The sequence below is a fragment of the Pseudomonas sp. B611 genome (assembly GCF_055407965.1).
On sequence record NZ_JBUZST010000005.1, the window covers coordinates 247545 to 266856 of the forward strand.

Genomic DNA, 19312 nt, shown 5'->3' on the forward strand with positions numbered 1-19312 from the left:
TTAGGCGTCCGCCAACGCAGCGATGACCAGCGAGCAGCTGCGTTCGCCGTAGGCCGACAGCACCTGGCGAATCTGTGGCAGGTCACGGGCGAGGACGGCGGCGAGCAATTGCTCGAACAACACCAGGTATTCGCTCATGGACGCCTTGCGCTGATCCAGGGCCAGGTAATAGGCGCGGTTCATCGCCGGTTGCAGGTTTTCGACGGTTTCCTGCAAGTACGGGTTGTTGGCGAACGGGTACGCGGCGCGCATCACGTTGAAGCTTTCTTCGACGAAGGCACGGATGTCCTGGCGCTCGAAATTAGTCACCAGGCGCTGCTGGATCTGCACGAACGGCGCCATGTCGGCCTGGGTCTGCCAGCCTTGGGCGACCGCGTTGCCGAGCAGGATGTACAACTCGCCCATCAGCGTGCACAGGCTCTGCACCTTGTGTGCGGTGAGTTCGGTAACGTGGGCGCCACGGCGCGGCAGGATCGCGATCAGGTGGCGGCGTTCGAGGATCAGCAAGGCTTCGCGCACGGAACCACGGCTGACATTGAGTGCCAGCGTGACCTTTTGCTCCTGGATCCGCTCCCCAGGCTTGAGTTCGCCGCGAATGATGCGTTCGGCGAGGTGGTGAGCGATTTGCTCGGCGAGACTGTCCGGCGCCTTGAACGTCATGTTTTACCTTCAAAATCTTCTATCGATACAAGCGCGGCAGTGTAGCGCATTGGCCCGCTGATGGCGCTACGCCCACCGTGGCGAATTTGGCACGGAATAAGCACAGCTGAAAACTCAAAAGCCCCTGAAAACGCCGGTTCCAGAAGACTGGACCATAATTGAAAGTGTTGTGATCGCAATTTCTTGACCTTCCGGTCAGAAAACCATTGACCGAAAAGTCAGAGATGTCTAGATTCGGCGCAAAGCGGTTAACAACAATAATGAGTCTGCGAGGCCTTCCGTGATCCAGTTTTTACTTAACCAGGAACTCCGTAGCGAGCACGCCCTGGACCCCAATCTCACCGTGCTCAACTACCTGCGTGAGCACCTGGGCAAATCCGGTACCAAGGAAGGCTGCGCCAGTGGCGACTGCGGTGCGTGCACCGTGGTGGTCGGCGAGCTGCACACCGATGCGCAAGGCGCGGAGCAGATTCGTTACCGCAGCCTCAACTCGTGCCTGACCTTTGTCTCGTCCCTGCACGGCAAACAACTGATCAGCGTCGAAGACCTCAAGCACCAAGGCCAACTGCACAGCGTGCAACAGGCGATGGTCGAGTGCCACGGTTCGCAATGCGGCTTTTGCACCCCCGGTTTCGTGATGTCGTTGTTCGCCCTGCAAAAGAACAGCGACGCCCCCGACAGCCAAAAAGCCCACGAAGCCCTGGCCGGCAACCTGTGCCGTTGCACCGGTTATCGGCCGATCCTCGCCGCCGCCGAACAGGCCTGCTGCAACAAGCCGCAGGATCAGTTCGACAGCCGCCAAGCCGAAACCATCGCGCGCCTCAAAGCCATCGCGCCGACGCAGACCGGCGAACTCAACAGCGGCGACAAACGCTGCCTGGTGCCGCTCACCGTCGCCGACCTGGCCGATCTCTATGACTCCTATCCACAGGCACGCCTGTTGGCCGGCGGCACCGACCTGGCACTGGAAGTCACCCAGTTCCACCGCACGCTGCCGGTGATGATCTACGTCGGCAACATCGAAGAGATGAAGCGCATCGACGACTTCGACGACCGTCTGGAAATCGGCGCGGCCACCGCCCTCTCCGATTGCTACACCGCGCTGCACCACGAATACCCGGACTTCGGCGAGCTGCTGCACCGCTTCGCCTCCTTGCAGATCCGCAACCAGGGCACCCTCGGCGGCAATATCGGTAACGCCTCGCCGATTGGTGACTCGCCGCCCCTGCTGATCGCCCTTGGTGCGCAGATCGTGCTGTGCAAGGGCAACACCCGGCGCACCTTGGCGCTCGAAGATTACTTCATCGACTACCGCGTCACCGCGCGCCAGGACAGCGAGTTCATCGAGAAAATCATCGTGCCGAAGGGCCACGCACTGTTCCGCGCCTACAAGGTGTCCAAGCGCCTGGACGATGATATTTCCGCCGTCTGTGCCGCGTTCAACCTGAAGATCGACAACGGCGTGATCCGCGAAGCCCGCGTCGCCTTCGGCGGTATGGCCGCCACGCCGAAACGCGCGAAAAGCTGCGAAGCCGTGCTGGTCGGTGCTACCTGGAACAGTGCCACCGTGGAGAAAGCCTGCGCCGCCCTGGCCGAGGACTTCACCCCACTGTCGGACTTCCGCGCCAGCAAGGAATATCGCCTGCTCAGCGCGCAGAACCTGCTGCGCAAATACTTCATCGAACTGCAAACACCGCACATCGAGACTCGGGTGACCGCTTATGTCTAACCATCACGCCGTCGTTAAAACCCAGGCCGAACTCGCCGAGTTGTTCGCCCAGGACCTCACCTCCGGTGTCGGCCGCAGCGTCAAGCATGACAGCGCCGCCAAGCATGTCAGCGGTGAAGCGCAGTACATCGATGACCGCCTGGAATTCCCTAACCAGCTGCACCTATATGCGCGCATGTCCGACCGCGCCCACGCCCGCATCATCAGCATCGACACTGCGCCGTGCTACGCGTTTGAAGGCGTGCGTATCGCGATCACCCACGAGGACGTGCCCGGCCTGAAAGACATCGGCCCGCTGATGCCCGGCGATCCGTTGCTGGCCATCGACACAGTGCAGTTCGTCGGCCAGGTCGTGCTCGCCGTCGCCGCGCGAGACCTGGAAACCGCACGCAAGGCGGCGATGGCGGCGGTGATTGAATACGAAGACCTGGAACCGGTGCTGGACGTGGTCGAGGCCTTCCGCAAGAAACACTTCGTGCTCGACAGCCACACCCACCAACGCGGCGATTCGGCCAGCGCACTGGCGGCGGCGAAAAACCGCATCCAGGGCACCCTGCACATCGGCGGCCAGGAACACTTCTACCTGGAGACCCAGATCTCCTCGGTGATGCCCACCGAAGACGGCGGCATGATCGTCTACTGCTCTACGCAAAACCCCACCGAAGTGCAGAAACTGGTGGCCGAAGTGCTGGACGTGTCGATGAATAAAATCGTCGTCGATATGCGCCGCATGGGCGGTGGTTTCGGCGGCAAGGAAACCCAGGCCGCCAGCCCCGCGTGCCTGTGTGCGGTGGTGGCGCGCCTCACCGGGCAGCCGACCAAGATGCGCCTGCCGCGTGTCGAAGACATGCTGATGACCGGCAAGCGTCACCCCTTCTACATCGAATACGACGTGGGTTTTGACGACAGCGGCCGCCTGCACGGGATCAACCTCGACCTGGCCGGCAACTGCGGTTGCTCGCCGGACTTGTCCAACTCGATTGTCGACCGCGCGATGTTCCACTCCGACAACTCGTATTACCTGGGCGATGCCACGGTCAATGGCCATCGCTGCAAGACCAACACCGCGTCCAACACGGCCTATCGCGGCTTCGGCGGCCCGCAAGGCATGGTCGCCATCGAGGAAGTGATGGACGCCATCGCCCGCCATCTGGCGCTCGACCCGCTGGCAGTGCGCAAGGTCAACTACTACGGCAAGACCGAGCGCAACGTCACCCACTACTACCAGACCGTCGAGCACAACCTGCTCGAAGAGATGACCGCCGAGCTTGAGGCCAGCAGCCAGTACGCTGAACGCCGCGAAGCGATCCGCCTGTACAACGCCCACAGCCCGATCCTGAAAAAAGGCCTGGCGCTGACCCCGGTGAAATTCGGTATTTCGTTTACCGCCAGTTTCCTCAACCAGGCAGGTGCGCTGATCCACATCTACACCGACGGCAGCATCCACCTGAACCACGGCGGCACCGAGATGGGCCAAGGCTTGAACACCAAGGTCGCGCAGGTGGTGGCCGAAGTGTTCCAGGTGGAAATCGACCGCGTACAGATCACCGCCACCAACACCGACAAGGTGCCCAACACCTCGCCAACCGCTGCCTCCAGCGGTGCGGATCTGAACGGCAAGGCCGCGCAGAACGCCGCCGAAATCATCAAGCAGCGCCTGGTGGAATTCGCCGCGCGCAAGTACGACGTGAGCGAAGCGGATGTGCAATTCCACAACGGTCATGTGCGCGTGCGTGAGCAGATCCTGACGTTTGAGGCGCTGATCCAGCAGGCGTATTTCGCCCAGGTGTCACTGTCGAGCACCGGGTTCTACAAGACTCCAAAAATCTTCTACGACCGCAGCCAGTCGCGCGGGCGGCCGTTCTACTACTTCGCCTTCGGCGCGGCGTGCTGCGAAGTGATCGTCGATACGCTGACCGGCGAATACAAGATGCTGCGCACCGATATCCTCCACGATGTGGGCGACTCGCTGAACCCAGCCATCGACATCGGCCAGGTGGAAGGCGGGTTTATCCAGGGCATGGGCTGGCTGACCATGGAAGAGCTGGTGTGGAACAACAAGGGCAAGCTGATGACCAACGGCCCGGCCAGCTACAAGATCCCGGCGGTGGCGGACATGCCGCTGGACCTGCGGGTGAAGCTGGTGGAGAACCGCAAGAACCCGGAAGACACGGTGTTCCATTCCAAGGCCGTGGGTGAGCCGCCATTTATGCTCGGGATTGCCTCGTGGTGTGCGATCAAGGATGCGGTGGCAAGTTTGGGTGACTATCGGCATCAGCCGCAGATCGATGCGCCGGCGACGCCGGAGCGGGTGTTGTGGGGGTGTGAGCAGATGCGGCAGTTGACGGCTGCGAAGGTGGTAGAGACTGAGCTGGCTTGATCGTTCCCACGCTCTGCGTGGGAATGCCGCCTTGGGCGCTCTGCGTCCGCTCTTGTGACGCAGAGCGTCACGGTATGCATTCCCACGCGGAGCGTGGGAACGATCTGATTGGAGGTGACTATGAATTATTGGATCAGCGCCCTCGCCCACCTGCAAACCAGCGGCGAACCCTGCGTACTGGTAACCATCATCGAAGAACTCGGCTCCACCCCGCGCAACGCCGGTTCCAAGATGGTCATCAGCGCCACCCAGACCTTCGACACCATCGGCGGCGGGCATTTGGAATACAAGGCGATGCAGATCGCCCGGGACATGCTCGTACGTGGCCAGCAGAACACCCATCTGGAGCGCTTCAGCCTCGGCGCAAGCCTGGGCCAGTGCTGCGGCGGCGTGACCGTGCTGCTGTTCGAACCGATGGGCCAGGTGCAGGCACAAATCGCGGTGTTTGGCGCCGGCCATGTCGGCCGAGCGCTGGTACCGTTGCTGGCCAGCCTGCCGTGCCGGGTGCGCTGGATCGATTCCCGCGAGCAGGAGTTTCCGGAACATATCCCCGACGGCGTGCGTAAAATCGTCAGCGAAGAGCCGGTCGATGAAATTGCCGACCTGCCGGTGGGCAGTTACTGCATCGTCATGACCCACAATCACGCGCTGGACCTGGAACTCACCGCCGCCCTGCTCAAGCGCAATGACTTCGCCTACTTCGGCCTGATCGGCTCCAGGACCAAACGGGTCAAGTTCGAACACCGCCTGCGTGATCGCGGCTTCGACGCCGCACAGTTGCAACGCATGCGCTGCCCCATGGGCCTCAGCGAGGTGAAGGGCAAGTTGCCGGTGGAGATCGCGATCTCCATCGCCGGCGAAATCATCGCCACCTATAACGCCAATTTCGGCCAGCACACCGCCAGCGCCGAACCCATTGCCAAACTGCTGCCGGCTTCGCGCCGCAGCCAAGCCCTTTGAATTGAGATGACCATGCCTTTGACTCGCAAAGCCTACCGTGCCGCCATTCTGCACAGCATCGCCGACCCCGCTGAAGTGGGCATCGAAGCTTCTTATGAGTATTTCGAAGACGGCCTGCTGGTGATCGAAAACGGCAAGATCAGCGCCGTCGGCCATGCCAGCGATTTGCTGCCGACCCTGCCTGCCGACATCGACGTCACCCATCACCAGGACGCCCTGATAACCCCCGGCCTGATCGACACCCATATCCACCTGCCACAGACCGGCATGGTCGGCGCCTACGGCGAGCAGTTGCTGGACTGGCTCAACACCTACACCTTCCCGTGTGAAAGCCAATTCGCCGACAAGGCCCACGCCGAGGAAGTTGCCGACATTTTTATCAAGGAACTCCTACGCAACGGCACCACCACCGCGCTGGTGTTCGGCAGCGTGCACCCGCAGTCGGTGAACGCATTCTTTGAAGCGGCCGAAAAGCTCGACCTGCGCATGATCGCCGGCAAGGTGATGATGGACCGCAACGCCCCGGACTATCTGACGGACACCGCCGAATCCGGCTACCAGGAAAGCAAGGCGCTGATCGAGCGCTGGCACGGCAAGGGCCGCCTGCACTACGCCGTCACACCCCGTTTTGCGCCGACCAGCACGCCGGAACAACTGGCGCTGGCCGGGCAACTGCTGGGGGAATACCCGGACCTGTACATGCAGACCCACATCAGTGAGAACAAGCAAGAAATCGAGTGGGTAAAAGAACTTTTCCCTGAGCGTAACGGCTACCTGGACGTGTACGACCATTACCAGCTGCTCGGCGAGCGCTCGGTATTTGCCCACGGCGTACACCTGTGTGACGACGAGTGCGCGCGGCTGGCGGAGACCGGTTCAGCGGTGGCGTTCTGCCCGACGTCGAACCTGTTCCTCGGCAGTGGTTTGTTCAACCTGCCGATGGCGGAAAAGCACAAATTGAATGTAGGCCTGGGCACGGACGTGGGCGGCGGCACCAGTTTTTCGCTGCTGCAAACCTTGAACGAAGCCTACAAGGTCATGCAGTTGCAGGGCGCGCGGTTGAGCCCGTTCAAGTCGCTGTATCTCGCCACATTGGGCGGTGCCCGGGCACTGCGCCTGGAAGACAAGATCGGCACGTTGCAGCCGGGCACGGATGCGGACTTTTTGGTGTTGGACTACAACGCCACGCCCCTGCTGAGCTATCGCTTGAAGCAGGCCAATGACATTGCCGAGACGTTGTTTGTGCTGATGACGCTGGGGGATGATCGGACGGTGTTGCAGACGTATGCGGCGGGGACTCTGGTGCACCAGCGCTAATTTCAAAACCACCGAAAATCAAATGTGGGAGCGGGCTTGCTCGCGAATGCGGAGTGTCAGTCAACACATCTGTCGACTGACACTCCGCATTCGCGAGCAAGCCCGCTCCCACATTTTTTGTCCCAGGTGAGTCAGGAAGATCAGAGTTTGACCGGAGAACGCCCTGGCTTCTTGGTCTGCAACAAGTGCGAAAACACCGCATGCAAATCATCCGACGCGCTTTCCTCATCGAGGTTGAGCTTGCTGTCGATGTGATCCATGTGATGCATCATCAAATCCACCGCCAGCACCGCATCCCGCGCTTCGATCGCGTCGATCAACTGGGTGTGTTCATCGTACGAGCAGTGCGAGCGGTTGCCGCTTTCGTACTGGGCGATGATCAACGATGTCTGGGACACCAGGCTGCGCTGGAAGCTGATCAGCGGCGCGTTCTTCGCCGCTTCGGCCAACTTGAGATGGAACTCGCCAGAGAGACGGATACCCGCCCCCCGGTCGCCACGGGAAAAACTGTCGCGCTCGTCGTTGACCATCTGGCGCAACTCGGCCAGTTGCTCGGCGGTGGCGTGCTGCACCGCCAGCTCGGTGATCGCTCGCTCCACCAGACGCCGCGCCATGAAGACCTGGCGGGCCTCTTCGACACTCGGGCTGGCCACCACGGCACCGCGATTGGGCCGCAGCAACACCACGCCTTCATGGGCCAGGCGCGACAGCGCGCGACGAATGATGGTGCGGCTGACGCCGAAGATTTCGCCCAGTGCCTCTTCGCTCAATTTGGTGCCGGGTGCCAGGCGTTGTTCGAGGATCGCCTCGAAGATATGCGCGTAGACGATATCGTCCTGGGTTCCGCTGCGACCGGCCTTGCCGGCTCGCGGTTGTTTCTTGAGAGGTTGCAACTGTTCGTTCATGGGCACTCGGGTCGGGAGAACGGCGGCGAAATAACGGTAATACGGCAACAACGGGTTGCTGGCAAGTATCACCTAAAAACAGCGCACATTGTACACAACCGTATGCGCCAACACACTGTACGGCTGTTTGTGGCCTCGGCTGTATTGCAATGAGAGGTTACGTTTGAGTTTAGGCTTGAATCTGCAACCTCTCTGGTAAAAGGAACACCTTTCTATGTCCGACGCCGCCCAAGCGCCCCTGCGCCCGCTGGCCGACACATCGCCATCCGCCATCGTCGCCGGTTTCATCGCCATGATGACCGGCTACACCAGCTCCCTGGTGCTGATGTTCCAGGCCGGACAAGCCGCCGGCTTGACCACGGCACAGATTTCCTCGTGGATCTGGGCGATTTCCATCGGCATGGCGGTGTGCAGCATCGGCTTGTCGCTGCGCTACCGCACACCTATCACCATTGCCTGGTCCACACCTGGCGCCGCGCTGCTGATTACCAGCCTGGGCGGCGTGAGTTACGGCGAGGCCATCGGCGCCTACATCACCTGCGCGGTGCTGGTGACGATTTGCGGGCTGACCGGCAGCTTTGAAAAGCTGGTCAAACGCATCCCGGCGTCATTGGCGGCGGCCTTGCTGGCGGGGATTCTGTTCAAGATCGGCAGCGAGATCTTCGTCGCCGCCCAACACCGTACCGGCCTGGTGCTGGGGATGTTTTTCACCTACCTGGTCATCAAGCGCCTGTCGCCGCGTTATGCGGTGTTGGCTGCGCTGGTGATCGGCAGCGTGCTGTCAGGGTTGATGGGGCTGCTGGATTTCAGTGGTTTTCACCTGGAAGTGGCGACGCCGGTGTGGACCACCCCGCACTTTTCCCTGGCGGCAACCATCAGCATCGGCATCCCGCTGTTCGTGGTGGCGATGACCTCGCAGAACATGCCGGGCGTCGCGGTGCTGCGGGCCGACGGTTACAACGTGCCTGCCTCCCCGTTGATTACCGCCACCGGCCTGGCTTCGCTGGTGCTGGCGCCCTTCGGCTCCCACGGCATCAACCTGGCGGCGATCAGCGCGGCGATCTGCACCGGGCCCCACGCCCATGAAGACCGCAACAAGCGCTACACGGCGGCGGTCTGGTGCGGGGTGTTCTACGGGATTGCCGGGGTGTTTGGCGCAACGCTGGCGGCACTGTTCGCCGCCTTGCCCAAGGAGCTGGTGCTGTCGATTGCGGCATTGGCGCTGTTTGGCTCGATCATCAATGGCCTGAGCATCGCCATGAATGAGCCGAAGGAACGGGAAGCGGCGCTGATCACCTTTATGGTCACGGCGTCTGGCTTGACCCTGTTTTCCATCGGGTCGGCGTTCTGGGGGATTGTCGCGGGGGTGTTGACGCTGCTGATTCTGAATTGGCGCAAGGCATAAAAAAACGGCGACCCTCAGGTCGCCGTTTTTTTCAGTATCACTTAGCCGCGTTGATCGGCTTTTCCGGATACCACACGTCCAGCAGCGGGCTGACTTCAGCCTTGGTCAGCTCGGAACGGGTTTTCAGCCAGGCTTCAACAGCAGCACGTTGCTCTTCGGAGACCGAGCCACGCTTCTGCAGGCAAACCAGACCGAAGTCATCGCCGCCAACATAGCCCAGACCGTTGGCTTCCATGGCTTCTTTGATGAATGCTTCGAGGAAAGCGTCGATAGCTTCTTCACTCAGGCCTTCGTTGAAGTCCAGGTTCAGTTCGAAACCCAGCTCTTGAAATTCATCAACGCACAGTTTTTTGCGCAGACGCTGGGAACGGTTAGTCGCCATTGGAACAATCCTCTTAAGTAATAACGGGCGGCACTTTAGCAGTTTAAGGCGGCGATTGCCCGATTCTCTGGGACGGGCGGCAAATTGCCTGCAAAAAAAACGCCGATTTCCAGCTATCGTTCAGCTACAAGAGGCCCCACCTTGGGGCATAATGCCGACACTTTCGTGACCAATGAGGGATTTTTCTTATTTACCCCTCGCCTTTTTCACCCTCCTCAGCAGTAGGGTTTTATTCTCTATGATCAAATCTTTGCGTCCATTGCTCCTTGCCGGTCTTCTTCTGCCACTGGCCTTCTCTGCCACCGCCGCCACCGTCAACAACACCCTGCCGCCGAACGTCCAGCAGGCACTGACAAAAGCCAAGCTGCAAAACAACGCACTGTCCCTGGTGATGATCCCCCTGAACGGTCCGGGCACGCCGACCGTCTTCAACGCTGATGTCTCGGTCAACCCGGCCTCCACCATGAAGCTGGTCACCACCTACGCGGCCCTGGAAATGCTTGGCCCCAACCACCAGTGGAAAACCGAGTTCTACACCGACGGCACCCTCAGCGGTGGCGTATTGCACGGCAACCTGTACCTCAAGGGCGGCGGTGACCCCAAGCTGAACATGGAAAAACTCTGGCTGCTGATGCGCGACCTGCGCGCCAACGGCGTGCAGCAAGTCACCGGTGACCTGGTGCTGGACCGTGCCTTCTTCAAACAACCGCTTTTGCCCGAGTTCAATGACGACGGCAACGACGAGAACAAGCCCTTCCTGGTCAAGCCCGACGCCCTGCTGGTCAACCTCAAGGCCCTGCGCTTCGTGACCCGTAATGACTCGGGCCGGGTGATCGTGTCGGTCGAGCCGCCGATTGCCAGCATCCGCATCGACAACCAGGTCAAGGTGTCCAACACCAAGCAGTGCACCGGCGACGTGCGCTACAACCCGGTCACCGCCGCCGACGGCAGCGTGACGGTCACCGTCAGCGGCCAACTGGCCGATGGCTGCAGCTCGCAGACTTATCTGTCGCTGCTCGACCACGCCACCTACACCGCCGGCGCCGTGCGCGCGATCTGGCAGGAACTGGGCGGCAGCATCCAGGGCCGCGATATCCAGGCACCGGTCCCCAAGGACGCCAAGGTCCTGGCCCGCGCGTTTTCGCCGGACCTGGCGGAAATCATCCGCGACATCAACAAATACAGTAACAACACCATGGCCCAGCAATTGTTCCTGAGCCTGGGCGCACAGTTTCGCAACGATGCCGACGGCGACGACGCCAAGGCCGGCCAGCGCGTCGTGCGCCAGTGGCTGGCGAAAAAAGGCATCACCGCGCCGCACCTGGTGATGGAGAACGGGTCCGGCCTGTCCCGTGCCGAACGGGTCAGCGCCCGCGAAATGGCCGCAATGCTGCAAGCCGCCTGGAAAAGCCCGTATGCGGCTGAATACATCAGCTCGCTGCCGATTGCCGGCACCGACGGCACCATGCGCAAACGCCTGAAGACCACCGCCATGCGCGGCGAGGCCCACGTCAAGACCGGCACCTTGAACACCGTGCGTGCCATTGCCGGGTTCAGCCGCGACAACAACGGCAACACCTGGGCGGTGGTGGCAATCCTCAACGATCCGAAGCCGTGGGGTGCCTCGTCGGTGCTGGATCAGGTGCTGCTGGACCTGTATCGCCAACCGAAACTGGCGGCGGCTGCGCCCGTTCTCTAGCGCTTTGATCGTTCCCACGCTCTGCGTGGGAATGCATCCCTGGACGCTCTGCGTCCGTTCTTGAAGGCGTGACGCAGAGCGTCACCGGCGGCATTCCCACGCAGAGCGTGGGAACGATCATCACATTGGGTACTGCGTCAGCCTTCAGGCCCGTACCCGCTCCGCTTCTACCCGATCCCGCCCGGCCTGCTTGGCCACATACACCGCCGAGTCCGCGCGCAGCAGCAACCCATCGATCCCTTCATCAACACGCCAACTGGCCACGCCAAAGCTGGCGGTGACGATGCCGACCGGCTCCATCGGCTCGCTGCGCAACGACTGCCACAGCTCCATCGCCAGGCTGTAGGCCTGCTCGCCATCGGTGTTGGGGCACAGCACCATGAACTCTTCCCCACCCAGGCGACAGAACACGTCGGTACGCCGCAGGCGTAAGCTGATGCGCTTGCACACCTCCTGCAACACGCCGTCGCCCACGCCATGCCCGTGCTGGTCGTTGATCCGCTTGAAGTGGTCGATATCCAGCATGATCAGCGACAGCGACCCCGACACCCGGTTAAGCCGGACCATCTCGGCCTTGAGGCGATCCTGGAAATACCGACGGTTATGAATCCCCGTCAGGGAGTCGGTAATCGACAGGGCGCGCAGTTCTTCTTCAACCCGTTTCAAATCGGAAATATCCGACACATAGCCATGCCACAACGTACCGCCTCCCGGTAACTCTTCCGGCGTCGCCTCGCCGCGAATCCAGCGCACGCCCCGGTGCGGCAACTGCACGCGGTATTCTTCACGCCAATGGCTCAATTGCAGCGCCGACAAGCGAATCGAAGCCCGCACCCGCTCGATGTCCAGTGGGTGAATACGGTCCAGCGCCTTGCTGGCGTCCTGTTGCAACACCCCCGGTTCGATCTCATAGATATCGCGTATGCCATCGCTGGCGTAGATAAAGCGCCAGTTGTCCTTGGGCTCAAGGGTGAACTGGAAGATCCCGCCGGGAACATGGGCGCTGAGCTTTTTCAGCAGGCGATCCCGTGCAGCCAAGGCTTCGTAGACACGTTTTTGTTCGGTGACATCCAGGTAAATCGCCAAGTGGCCCACCCACAAGCCATGGTCATCCAGCAACACCGTGGCCAGCATATTCACCGTCAACTGGCTGCCATCCTGGCGTTTCAAGGTCCACTCGCGGGCCTCGTGCTGGTGGTCGGGGCTTTCTACCAGCATTGCCTGGCTCGGCGGGATGCGCTTGCCCATGATCTGGCTCAGGCTGGCGGCGCGCGCCTCCAACTCAGGTGCCAGGTGCAGGCTTTCCAGGGTCAAGCGGCCCAGCACTTGATTGGACTTGAACCCCAGCATCTGCTCGGCGCCGGCATTGAACGTATTGATCACGCCGCGCAGGTCAGTGGCAATGATCGCCACCTGGGTCGCCGCGTTCAGCACGCTGCGCAGCTGTCCATGGGCGCCGCGTAACTCAAGCTCGCGCAGGCGCAATTGCTCGGTGCGCTGTTCGACCAGCTTCAACGCGCGTTGGCGCTGGCTGACCAGCACGTACAACAACGCGCTGAGCAGCAGGCTGAGCAGGCCGCCCATGGTCAGGATCGTGTTCATCGAGGAGTGGTTGGCCTGGTCGAACACCTGGCTCGCTTGCAGGCTCAGGGCGTAGACATGATCGCCCAGGGTCAACCGGCGCGCGGCGGCCAGGTCGCTGCTGCCCGGCGTGTTGCTCGACGCGTACAGCACGCGCTTCTGGGTGTCGGAGGTATCGATGATCTGCATCACCAGGTTGTCGCGGTTTGGCTTGGGCAACCCATCGGCCACCAACTGCCGCATGCTGATCACGGCCATCACAAAGCCATAGGCCTCGGATTGGGATTGCTGGCTGTCCGGCAGTTTGCTGACGGGGGCTACCAGCAACACGCCGGCAGCATAGGACGGTTCCACCCCCACCAGTTGCATGGGTTGCGACACCGCCATCTTGCCGGTCTTCAGCGCACGTTCAAGGGTTGAACGGCGCAGTGGCTGGGCCAGCAAATCAAAGCCCAAAGGCGAACCGAGCAGGCTCTGGGTCTGGCTGTAGAGCACCGGCACGTACTCATCACGCTGGGGCGCAGGGGTCAGCTCACCCGTGGCGTCCAGCTCGCGAATGACGAAGGGCTTGCCGAGTTGGCGTGACACCGTCTGCTCAAACGCGTCGCGCTGATCGCGAAACACCCGCGGCGCCCAGGAATAGGCACGGGCGCGCAGCAGCAGGGGTTGGGCGAAACCATCGAATTCGTCACGGGATACGTCGCCTGAATTGACGAAAAAACGCCGCAGGCTACCCAGGCGTTGCTCCTGGTCCTCAAAGCGCTCTTGCAGGCGGCTGTAGCGCTCATTGACCAGCAACTGAAAGCGCTGGCGCACCTGTTGCTGGTAGAGGTTGGACGCCGCCCACGCAACGATCAGCGTCAGCGCAGCCCCCGCCAATAACACCACCAATGCCACCAGCCAAGCCGATGCCTGCTCACTGATAAAACCAAGGATTTTCGGGCGAACGGCTTGCAACGGCATAGGCAACACTCACAACGCCAGCGTGCGGGGGGTGTCACTTTGGCTAGGCGTTAAGTTATAGCCATAGGGCCTGGGTTTGACCAGCGTAATAACGGTAATTACAGCAAGCTTATGTGGCGAGGGAGCTTGCTCCCGCTGGGGTGCGAAGCGGCCCCAATATCTGGGGACTGCTGCGCAGTCCAGCGGGAGCAAGCTCCCTCGCCACAACAAGCTCTCGTCTACAAGGGACGATCAGCGCGCGGTGATTTTCCACGCCCGGTGGATCTTCGCGTTACGCGCGAAATCCGGGTCAATGGTCTTATCGCTGATTTCCTCGACCGCGTAACGCTCGCTGAGGTTGTCCTCCAGCGCGAACTTGCGGAAGTTGTTCGAGAAATACAGCACGCCGCCCGGTGCCAGGCGCGCCATGGCCAGGTCGAGCAACTGCACGTGGTCACGCTGCACGTCGAAGATGCCTTCCATGCGCTTGGAGTTGGAGAAGGTCGGCGGATCGATGAAGATCAGGTCGAACTCATCGCGACTGGCTTCCAGCCACGCCATCACATCGCCCTGCTCCAGACGGTTCTTGTCGGAGAAACCGTTCAGGGAGAAGTTGCGACGCGCCCAGTCCAGGTAAGTCTTCGACAAATCGACGCTGGTAGTGCTGCGCGCGCCGCCCTTGGCTGCATGCACGCTCGCGGTGGCGGTGTAGCAATACAGGTTGAGGAAACGCTTGCCCGCCGCTTCTTTCTGGATGCGCATGCGCATCGGGCGGTGGTCGAGGAACAGGCCGGTGTCGAGGTAGTCGGTGAGGTTGACCAGCAGCTTCACGCCGCCTTCGCTGACTTCGGTGAACTTGCCCTGGGCGCTCTGGCGCTCGTACTGCTTGGTGCCGCTCTGACGCTCGCGGCGCTTGACGACGACGCGGCTCTTGTCGATGTTCAGCGCCTGGGGAATCGCGGCCAGGGCGTCGAACATGCGCGCGGAGGCCTTTTCCGGGTCGATGGACTTCGGCGCGGCGTATTCCTGGACGTGGACCCAATCGTGGTACAGGTCGATGGCCATGGAGTATTCCGGCATGTCGGCGTCGTACACGCGGTAGCAATCCACGCCTTCACGTTTGGCCCACTTGCCCAGCAACTTGAGGTTCTTTTGCAGGCGGTTGGCGAACATCTGCCCGCCTTCGCTCAGGCGCGCCTGCTCAACCACCGGCGCCGGGGCCGGCTTGATCGGGTTGCCGTTCTTGTTGTACTGGCGCTCTTGTGGCTCAACCGGGGCTTGATCGTAAGCGGCTTGCTCACGTTCGGCCTGGCGCTGCTCCGGGGTGCGGCGCTCGCCGGTGACGAACTGGTCCGGGTTGACCTTGATCAGCAGCAATTTGCACGGCAACGCGCCGTTCCAGAACGAATACTGCTTGTGGCTGCGGATGCCCATGCGCTTGCCCAGGTCCGGGGCGCCGGTGAACACCGCCGCTTCCCAGCCCATGCACGCCTGGCGCAGGCGTTCGCCGAGGTTCTGGTAGAGGTACAACAGGCTGGCTTCGTCACCCAGACGCTCGCCGTACGGCGGGTTGCAGATGACCAGGCCTTTCTGGTTCTGGTCCGGGCGCGGCTCGAAGGTGCCAACTTCGCCCTGGTAGACCTTGATCCAATGGCTCAGGCCGGCGCGCTCGATGTTGTTGCGCGCAGGCTGGATCAGGCGCGGGTCGGCTTCATAGCCACGCACCCACAGCGGTGGCTTGTTCATGCCGATAGCGGCACGTTCCGACGCCTCGGTGTGCAGTTTCTTCCACAGTGCCGGGACGTGACCGAGCCAGGTGGTGAAACCCCACAGCTCACGGTTCAGGTTGGGCGCCATGTCGGCAGCGATCATCGCGCCTTCCACCAGGAAGGTGCCCACGCCACACATCGGGTCAGTCAGCGCGCCGCCTTCGGCAGCAATGCGCGGCCAGCCGGCACGGATCAGGATCGCCGCGGCCAGGTTTTCCTTCAACGGCGCGGCGCCCTGCTGCAGGCGGTAGCCACGCTGATGCAGGCTGTGGCCGGAAAGGTCGAGGGAGAGGATCGCCTCGCCACGGTCCAGGCGCAGGTGAATGCGCAGGTCCGGGTTGATCTTGTCGATGGATGGGCGTTCGCCGGTCGGGGTGCGCAGCTTGTCAACAATCGCATCCTTGACCTTCAGCGCGCCGAAGTGGGTGTTGTCGATGCCCGAACCATGGCCACTGAATTCCACGGCCAGGGTGCCGTCCGGGACCATATGGTCGGCCCATTCGATATCCAGCACGCCGTGGTAGAGGTCTTCGGCGTCCTTCATGGGGAAGCGCTTGAGTACCAGCAACACGCGGTTGGCGAGGCGCGACCAGAGGCACAGGCGGTAGGCGGTTTCCATGTCGGCCATGCCGCGCACGGCCGAGGTGTGCTCGCGGGCTTCCTCAAGGCCAAGCCCGACGGCTTCCTCGATCAGCAGGCCTTCGAGGCCCTTGGGGCAGGTGAGGAAGAGTTCAAAACGGTCCGACATGGGGCATTCCAGGCTTTTCAGCAATGAATGAACGGGCGACGCATCGCCGGCTCGGTTTTCAATCAAGCACTTTTCTTGAAGAGTGCTCGCGTGGCACGAATGTGCCGTCCCACCCCGCCTGCCGGGCCTTTAGGCCGTGGTTGACGGGGCAGATAGATAATGTGGCGTAACAAAATGAAATATTCCGACCCTTCGTCGAATAGTAACCGACTGCAACGGGCGGACATTCTCACTAAAGGATTAAACCCATCCTCTTTGCAGGGTGCATCATAGCTGGCTTTGCCAGGTAAATGGGGCGAAAAGCCATCCCAGCTTATGGCTATAGCATCGTTATCGTTACGTGCTTATGACAAAACGATCATTGAATCCATGTGACCTATTGGTTAGAACTCAACACAGGTTGGCGCCGTAACGACGCCGACACATAGGCTCGCCACGCCGGCAGCGAGCCCACCAACGGCAGAAAAACTCTGCCCGGCACCAGACGGGGCCGAAGGATATCAAGACAGTCAACAAGTGAGGGAAACACCCTATGAGAAGACTTAAGCGTGATCCGTTGGAAAGAGCATTTTTACGCGGATATCAATATGGCGTTCATGGCAAATCCCGTGAGCTTTGCCCATTTACTCTATCGTCGGTACGCCAAGCCTGGATCAACGGCTGGCGAGAAGGACGCGGCGACAACTGGGACGGTATGACTGGCACTGCGGGAATCCACAGACTCAACGAACTTCACGCCGTCGGCTAATAAGGGCATTCAATTCCGACATACACTGTTGAAGATGTAATGACTTAACCACGCACGTCCTATCCGGGCGGCGGGCTTCGGCCCAGGGGGCTCCTTTATGGAGCCCTTTTTATTGGGTGGTTTCAGGCCTTTGGCAGTGCCGCGATCGCATCCACCGCCTGGCGAATCAGCGCCGGGCCCTTGTAGATAAAGCCGGAGTACAACTGCACCAGGCTGGCGCCAGCGGCGATCTTCTCGGCGGCGTGCTGGCCTTCGGTGATGCCACCGGCAGCGATGATCGGCAAGCGCCCGGCCAGTTCGGCTGCCAGCACCTTGACGATATGGGTGCTCTGCTCACGCACCGGCGCGCCCGACAGGCCGCCCGCTTCGTCGCCATGGGCCAGGCCTTCGACGCCAACACGGCTGAGGGTTGTATTGGTCGCGATCACTGCATCCATGCCCGAGTCCACCAGGGCCTGGGCCACCAGCACGGTCTCTTCGTCGCTCATGTCCGGGGCAATCTTGATCGCCAACGGCACACGTTTGCCATGGCGCACGGCCAGGTCTTCCTGGCGCTGGCGCAAGGCTTCGAGCAATTGCTTGAGGGAGTCACCGAACTGCAGGCTGCGCAGCCCCGGGGTGTTGGGCGAGCTGACGTTGACGGTGACGTAACTGGCGTGGGCGTAGACCTTGTCCAGGCAGATCAGGTAGTCATCCACCGCACGCTCCACCGGCGTGTCGAAGTTCTTGCCGATATTGATGCCGAGGATGCCCTTGTACTTCGCCGCCTGAACCCGCGACAGCAAGTGGTCCACGCCCAGGTTGTTGAAGCCCATGCGGTTGATGATCGCTTCAGCTTCCGGCAGGCGGAAGATACGCGGCTTGGGGTTGCCCGGCTGTGGGCGCGGGGTCACGGTGCCGATCTCGACAAAACCGAAACCCAGCTGCGCAAAACCATCGATGGCCGCACCGTTCTTGTCCAGGCCAGCCGCCAGCCCGACCGGGTTGGGGAAGTCGAGCCCCATCACCGATACCGGCATTTTTGCCGGTGCCTTGCATACCAGGCCATTGAGCCCCAGGCGGCCACCGGCACCGATCAGGTCCAGGGACAGATCGTGGGAGGTTTCCGGGGAAAGTTTGAACAACAGCTGGCGGGCCAGGGTATACATGGGCGGGCTAGACTCGGATGGCGGCGAAAGGTGGCGACGATTATAGCCGGGGTGGCGGGCTGCATGCGAGGCGTGCCGCCAATCGTCATTGGCGATTGGCTACCAGCTCTTCATAGCGTGCCCAGATCTTTTGCGCATATTGCATGCGCAAGGCATCACGTTTGGGGCCTGCCCCCCCTCCGACGTTATAGGAGCCGACGGCAGTCCAGTTGTAACCAAAGCGCTGGATGAACTCGGTAAGAATCGATGCTGCCACCTCCACCGAGAGACAGGGCTCGCTCAACAACCGCTCTTCCGTGATGCCCAGCTTCAGCAGACGGGGCAGATGAATGCTGTTGATCTGCATCAAGCCGATATCCCGCGTGCCATTGCGGTTAGCGTTATTGATGGTCTGCGCGCGGTAACCCGACTCGACAGCAGCGATAGCCTGCAGTAACTCCGGCTCTAGGTCATAACGGCTGGCCACTTCGTCCCAGCAGTATGCCAGTGCCGGGCTGCTGCCCATCAACAGGCTCAAAAGCAGGCCTTTCCCCCAGGCTTTAAACATTGTTGACCCGACCACAAGCCGCACACACATGCGCTACCTGCCTCGCGTCAGCACTTCCCACCTGCACCGGACAAGTAAACCGATAGCCCCTGCCATAGATCGTCTTGATAAACCCCTTGTCGGCCTTCAGGTACTTGCGTAACGAGTAGATGCAACGTGTCAGCGACTCCTCGGCCACCTCGCCCCTGGGCCATGCGAGTTCCAGCAAGCGGTCCTTGGTCATCAGTGTGCCACCCGAACCCAGCAACAACCGCAGCACCTGGCCCTCCTTGGGTGGCAATTGAACGTCTGTCCCGCCCCCGGTCAACCGGCCATCACCATGTAAGGTCCAGTGGGCAAAAACGAGGGACGTCGCTGACCTGTCAATCACGACCGCCATACGCACCTCTGTA

General features: G+C 61.4%; 15 protein-coding genes. 7 read left to right on the forward strand and 8 right to left on the reverse strand.

The genetic code is table 11. The features are described 5' to 3' along the window. Window positions 1-660 carry a GntR family transcriptional regulator gene (locus tag ACZRMO_RS13870; protein ID WP_124526631.1) on the reverse strand — a complete coding sequence of 220 codons (660 nt, stop codon included), beginning with the start codon at window positions 658-660 and terminating at the stop codon, window positions 1-3. Between the two features lie 280 nt (window positions 661-940). Here ACZRMO_RS13870 and xdhA point away from each other — a divergent pair, with 280 nt between their 5' ends. The 4 genes from xdhA (at window position 941) to guaD (ending at window position 7046) form a co-directional block, all read left to right on the forward strand. After that, window positions 941-2389, forward strand: a complete 1449-nt coding sequence (xdhA, locus tag ACZRMO_RS13875; protein ID WP_463973219.1) for a xanthine dehydrogenase small subunit — start codon at window positions 941-943, stop codon at window positions 2387-2389. Further along, the gene (gene xdhB, locus ACZRMO_RS13880) at window positions 2382-4769 is read left to right on the forward strand and encodes a xanthine dehydrogenase molybdopterin binding subunit (RefSeq protein ID WP_463973220.1); all 2388 of its coding nucleotides are present in this window, start codon (window positions 2382-2384) and stop codon (window positions 4767-4769) included. The genes xdhA and xdhB overlap by 8 nt, the downstream gene beginning before the upstream one ends. A 120-nt stretch (window positions 4770-4889) precedes the next feature. After that, complete coding sequence (gene xdhC / locus ACZRMO_RS13885) at window positions 4890-5729, forward strand: xanthine dehydrogenase accessory protein XdhC (RefSeq protein ID WP_463973221.1); 840 nt, start codon at window positions 4890-4892, stop codon at window positions 5727-5729. Between the two features lie 12 nt (window positions 5730-5741). Next, window positions 5742-7046 (forward strand): guanine deaminase, encoded by a 1305-nt coding sequence (gene guaD, locus ACZRMO_RS13890; RefSeq protein ID WP_463973222.1) that lies wholly within the window; start codon window positions 5742-5744, stop codon window positions 7044-7046. Window positions 7047-7186: 140 nt separating this feature from the next. Here guaD and ACZRMO_RS13895 read toward each other — a convergent pair whose 3' ends face one another. Continuing rightward, the gene (locus ACZRMO_RS13895; protein WP_463973223.1) at window positions 7187-7951 is read right to left on the reverse strand and encodes a GntR family transcriptional regulator; all 765 of its coding nucleotides are present in this window, start codon (window positions 7949-7951) and stop codon (window positions 7187-7189) included. 214 nt (window positions 7952-8165) lie between these two features. On the opposite strand from ACZRMO_RS13895, the gene ACZRMO_RS13900 reads away from it, so the two are divergent. Then, the gene (locus ACZRMO_RS13900; protein ID WP_463973224.1) at window positions 8166-9356 is read left to right on the forward strand and encodes a benzoate/H(+) symporter BenE family transporter; all 1191 of its coding nucleotides are present in this window, start codon (window positions 8166-8168) and stop codon (window positions 9354-9356) included. A gap of 37 nt (window positions 9357-9393) precedes the next feature. Here the strand turns inward: ACZRMO_RS13900 and ACZRMO_RS13905 are convergent, their stop codons facing one another. Beyond that, window positions 9394-9738, reverse strand: coding sequence for a YggL family protein (locus ACZRMO_RS13905; protein WP_016979277.1), 345 nt, complete (start codon window positions 9736-9738; stop codon window positions 9394-9396). Between the two features lie 238 nt (window positions 9739-9976). Between ACZRMO_RS13905 and dacB the strand changes: the two genes are divergently transcribed. Continuing rightward, on the forward strand, window positions 9977-11437 hold the full coding sequence (gene dacB / locus ACZRMO_RS13910) for a D-alanyl-D-alanine carboxypeptidase/D-alanyl-D-alanine endopeptidase (protein WP_463973225.1): 1461 nt from the start codon (window positions 9977-9979) through the stop codon (window positions 11435-11437). A 144-nt stretch (window positions 11438-11581) separates the two neighbouring features. Here dacB and ACZRMO_RS13915 read toward each other — a convergent pair whose 3' ends face one another. Both ACZRMO_RS13915 and rlmKL read right to left on the reverse strand, forming a co-directional pair. Further along, complete coding sequence (locus ACZRMO_RS13915; protein WP_463973226.1) at window positions 11582-13981, reverse strand: sensor domain-containing diguanylate cyclase; 2400 nt, start codon at window positions 13979-13981, stop codon at window positions 11582-11584. Between the two features lie 231 nt (window positions 13982-14212). Beyond that, window positions 14213-16477, reverse strand: a complete 2265-nt coding sequence (gene rlmKL / locus ACZRMO_RS13920; RefSeq protein ID WP_124526640.1) for a bifunctional 23S rRNA (guanine(2069)-N(7))-methyltransferase RlmK/23S rRNA (guanine(2445)-N(2))-methyltransferase RlmL — start codon at window positions 16475-16477, stop codon at window positions 14213-14215. A gap of 532 nt (window positions 16478-17009) precedes the next feature. On the opposite strand from rlmKL, the gene rmf reads away from it, so the two are divergent. Continuing rightward, entirely contained in the window at window positions 17010-17225 is a 216-nt protein-coding gene (rmf, locus tag ACZRMO_RS13925) for a ribosome modulation factor (RefSeq protein WP_463973227.1), read from the forward strand. Between the two features lie 122 nt (window positions 17226-17347). Here the strand turns inward: rmf and ACZRMO_RS13930 are convergent, their stop codons facing one another. From ACZRMO_RS13930 to ACZRMO_RS13940, 3 genes are all read right to left on the reverse strand, one after another. Further along, window positions 17348-18373 carry a quinone-dependent dihydroorotate dehydrogenase gene (locus ACZRMO_RS13930; RefSeq protein ID WP_463973228.1) on the reverse strand — a complete coding sequence of 342 codons (1026 nt, stop codon included), beginning with the start codon at window positions 18371-18373 and terminating at the stop codon, window positions 17348-17350. Between the two features lie 85 nt (window positions 18374-18458). Continuing rightward, complete coding sequence (locus tag ACZRMO_RS13935) at window positions 18459-18920, reverse strand: transglycosylase SLT domain-containing protein (RefSeq protein ID WP_463973229.1); 462 nt, start codon at window positions 18918-18920, stop codon at window positions 18459-18461. Next, window positions 18913-19299 (reverse strand): winged helix-turn-helix domain-containing protein, encoded by a 387-nt coding sequence (locus ACZRMO_RS13940; protein WP_463973230.1) that lies wholly within the window; start codon window positions 19297-19299, stop codon window positions 18913-18915. Before ACZRMO_RS13940 ends, ACZRMO_RS13935 begins: the two co-directional genes overlap by 8 nt. Between the last annotated feature and the right edge of the window lie 13 nt (window positions 19300-19312).